The 3473-nt window shown below is 64.5% G+C and carries 3 protein-coding genes and 1 pseudogene; 1 reads left to right on the forward strand and 3 read right to left on the reverse strand.

Going from position 1 to position 3473, the window contains the following annotated elements; translation table 11 throughout:
• Positions 1-254, forward strand: a pseudogene (locus tag QZ213_RS26250) (RNA pyrophosphohydrolase); the annotation flags it as partial.
• On the opposite strand, the gene QZ213_RS26255 reads toward QZ213_RS26250, so the two are convergent.
• From QZ213_RS26255 to atpD, 3 genes are all read right to left on the reverse strand, one after another.
• Entirely contained in the window at positions 251-1876 is a 1626-nt protein-coding gene (locus QZ213_RS26255) for an adenylate/guanylate cyclase domain-containing protein (RefSeq protein WP_291688973.1), read from the reverse strand. The pseudogene QZ213_RS26250 and the gene QZ213_RS26255 overlap by 4 nt on opposite strands.
• Before the next feature lie 127 nt (positions 1877-2003).
• On the reverse strand, positions 2004-2411 hold the full coding sequence (locus QZ213_RS26260; RefSeq protein WP_291688974.1) for a F0F1 ATP synthase subunit epsilon: 408 nt from the start codon (positions 2409-2411) through the stop codon (positions 2004-2006).
• Positions 2412-2549: 138 nt separating this feature from the next.
• The coding region (atpD, locus tag QZ213_RS26265; RefSeq protein WP_291688975.1) for a F0F1 ATP synthase subunit beta at positions 2550-3473 on the reverse strand (924 nt) is incomplete at its 5' end.

Consider the following 3473-nt stretch of genomic DNA (forward strand, 5'->3'; position numbering starts at 1 on the left):
CGCTCGATGTCCAGCCGTCGCACCGTCTGGCAAGATTTCGCGGGCAGCGCCAAAAATGGTTCGCGCTGCGCTTCACGGGTGCCGACGATGAAATCGATCCACTGACGCCGCGCAACGGCCAGCCGGCGGAATTCGACCAGTGGCGATGGGAGCGGCTCGACCGTGTCGCCGATCTCGTGGTGCCGTTTCGGCGTGAGGTGTATCGGACGGTAGCCCAGCGTTTTGCGGTGTACGCGAACGGCAGTTCGCTTTAGTTCGGTCCAACCGAGAACGGGCCGATCGCGATGACATGACAATCGCTGTCGCGCTTGCCGCAATTGCCCAGCGCCTGGCTGACCGCGTTCTGTTCGCTCGCCGCCTTGATCGCCAGTCCCGGACGCCCCGCGGCGCCGACCGCCACCGCATTCCATCCGTCTGGCGCAGCCGCGAGTTGGCCCGCCAGATCGTCTCGCGCATCCGCCGCGATCGAGGAATTGCCGGCAGGGCGGAAGAACCCGGTGACCTTGAGGGTGGTCGGCACCGGCACCACGAAGACATCATCGACCGCAACGATCTTGCACGCGGCACCCGCAGCCGCGCCGCAGCTTTCGAGCGACCGCCGCGCCGCCTCCTCCGGCGTTTCCTGATTGAAGAAGAAGAACATTTGCCCGCCCGGGCCTACCGCGATCGCCTTGCTCTTGCGTCCCCGCATAAACCTCTCTTCGACGCTTCGCTTTTGGCCTTCCCGGAGCAGGGGGACCTCGTCGGCGACGAGCGGCCGTTCGATCGAGGGATCGCGCACGATCCACGGCGTCGGCGGCAGCGGCGGATGGCCATACACGGAGACCACGATGTTGCCAACAGCGTAAACCTCGCACTTTCGCGGCGACTGAACCGCGTCGGCGTGTTTCTGACATTGCTCGACGGCCGCGCTTTTCGCGGCTTCTTCGCTCGGCTGCGCGACGACGAACGCATTGACGCCCGCATTATTGAGGGCGAAGGCCTTGAAGTCGGCCGCGGGCGCGTACTCGTTCGCCAAGGCAATCCGGGCGCGATCGCCGACGAACGGCACGGTCCCGGCCACAAACCTCTCGCCCAAGGCGATCGGCGCCGCCGGCGGTGGCAGAGGAGTCGGTGGCTGCGCTGCGGGTACCGCGACCGGGGCTGCCGAGGGCAACGGCGCCGGAGCCGCAGGGTTGGCGGCGGAAGCCGTCTCCCTGGGTCCGCCCGGCATCTCCAGCTTGGTAAAATACAGAAAGCCGGCGACGCCGATGGCCACGACACAGACCACCGTCACCGCCAAGGGCCACATCCAGTTCGGCGCCGCCGCAGCTTGCGCGGCAGGCGGCTTCTTCAGTTGCGGCGTCGCATAGGTTCCGTCCTCGCGCCGCATCGCCACCATGTAGGCGTGCACCGGGGTTGGAATGTTCTTCACTTCCTGCGCGCCGATATCGGCGAACTGCACCGACAGCTTGTTGGCGACCTGTTCATGCACCGCGCGTGAAACGCAGATGCCACCGACTTCGGCCAACCCCTCGAGCCTTGCCGCGATGTTGACGCCATCGCCGAGCAGGTCGCCGTCGCGTTCGACCACGTCGCCGATCGTGATGCCGATGCGAAAGCTCATCTGGCGGCTCGGCGGATACGCCATATTGCGCGTGCGCAGGCTTTCCTGGATGTCGATCGCGCACCGCACCGCTTCGACTGCGCTCGGAAATTCGGCCAGCACGGCGTCGCCGGCGGTGTTGAAAATGCGTCCGCCGGACTTGGCGATGAAATCGTCGGTGACGGCCCGGTAGGAGGCGAGACGCCGCAGCGTCTCCTCTTCGTCCTCGGCTACCAGCCTGGAGTAACCGGCAATATCGGCCGCAAAAATCGCTGCGATCTTGCGTTTCATGAAGCCAGCCCCGGATACACTCTACGGCGGCAGAATGCCGCCATAAGTTCCGGGGTGCAACCGGGTTCCGGCGCTGGTCGCGTCGTTGCCGATGCCGAATTTATCGGGCTTTTGCGGCGGCTGCCGGCTAGTGCATCGCCGTGCTGCTGAGCTGGTTCTGGATGCTCTTGAAATGATCGAGCCGCTCGATCTCCCGATCGAGCTCCGAGCCGTCCTTTTCGGAGAGCTTGGCTTCCATCTCGGAAATCTTGTCGGCGAACTGCGCGTGGTCCAATTCCTCGAGCGAGGTGGCGACATCGGCCAGCACGGTCAGACCCTTCTCGGACATTTCCGCGAGCCCGCCGAGCACGATGATCTTCTGGTGCGTGCCGCCCGTCGTCACCGTCAGGATGCCCGGACGGATCGCGGCCACGATCGGCGCGTGTCCGGCAAGCACGCCGAAATCGCCTTCAACGCCGGGAACGTCGACCTGATCGACTTCGCCGGAGAAAGCGAGCTTTTCGGGCGAGACGAGATCGAAGTGGAAAGTGGCCATGTTAATTGCTCTCTCGGCTGTCACCCGCGGGCTTGACCCGCGGGTCCATCAATAAGAATCTTCCTTGTGATGGATTGCCGGGTCACAAGGTTAGAAGACGCGCTTCGCGCTGCTGCCCGGCAATGACGACCGGTTGATTTACGCTGCTTCGGCCGCCAGCTTCTTGCCCTTTTCGACCGCCTCTTCGATGGTGCCGACCATGTAGAAGGCCGCTTCGGGAAGATGGTCGTACTTGCCTTCGCACAGCCCGCGGAAACCCTTGATGGTGTCGGCGAGTTCGACGAACTTGCCCGGCGATCCGGTGAAGACTTCGGCGACGTGGAACGGCTGCGACAGGAAGCGCTCGATCTTGCGCGCGCGGGCGACGGCGATCTTGTCCTCTTCGGACAGTTCGTCCATGCCGAGAATGGCGATGATGTCCTGCAGCGACTTGTAGCGCTGCAGCACCTGCTGAACCATGCGCGCGGTCGTGTAGTGCTCCTCGCCGACGATCAGCGGCGACAGCATGCGTGAGGTCGAGTCGAGCGGATCCACCGCCGGATAGATGCCCTTTTCCGAAATCGCGCGGTTCAGCACCGTGGTGGCGTCCAAATGCGCGAACGAGGTCGCGGGCGCCGGGTCGGTCAAGTCGTCGGCCGGCACGTAGATCGCCTGCACCGAGGTGATCGAGCCCTTATGCGTGGTGGTGATGCGTTCCTGCAGCGCGCCCATGTCGGTGGCAAGCGTCGGCTGATAACCCACGGCCGAGGGAATACGGCCGAGCAAAGCCGACACTTCCGAGCCGGCCTGCGTGAAGCGAAAGATGTTGTCGATGAAGAACAGCACGTCCTGGCCCTGATCGCGGAAATGCTCGGCGACGGTCAGACCGGAAAGCGCAACGCGCATGCGGGCGCCGGGCGGCTCGTTCATCTGGCCGAACACCAGCGCGCATTTCGATTTTACGTTCGGATCGGGATTGTGCGGGTCGGCGTTGACCTTGGATTCGATGAACTCGTGATAGAGGTCGTTGCCCTCGCGGGTCCGCTCGCCGACGCCGGCGAACACCGAATTGCCGCCGTGCGC

Origin of the sequence: Bradyrhizobium sp. (assembly GCF_017881085.1) — a bacterium.
GTDB lineage: Bacteria > Pseudomonadota > Alphaproteobacteria > Rhizobiales > Xanthobacteraceae > Bradyrhizobium.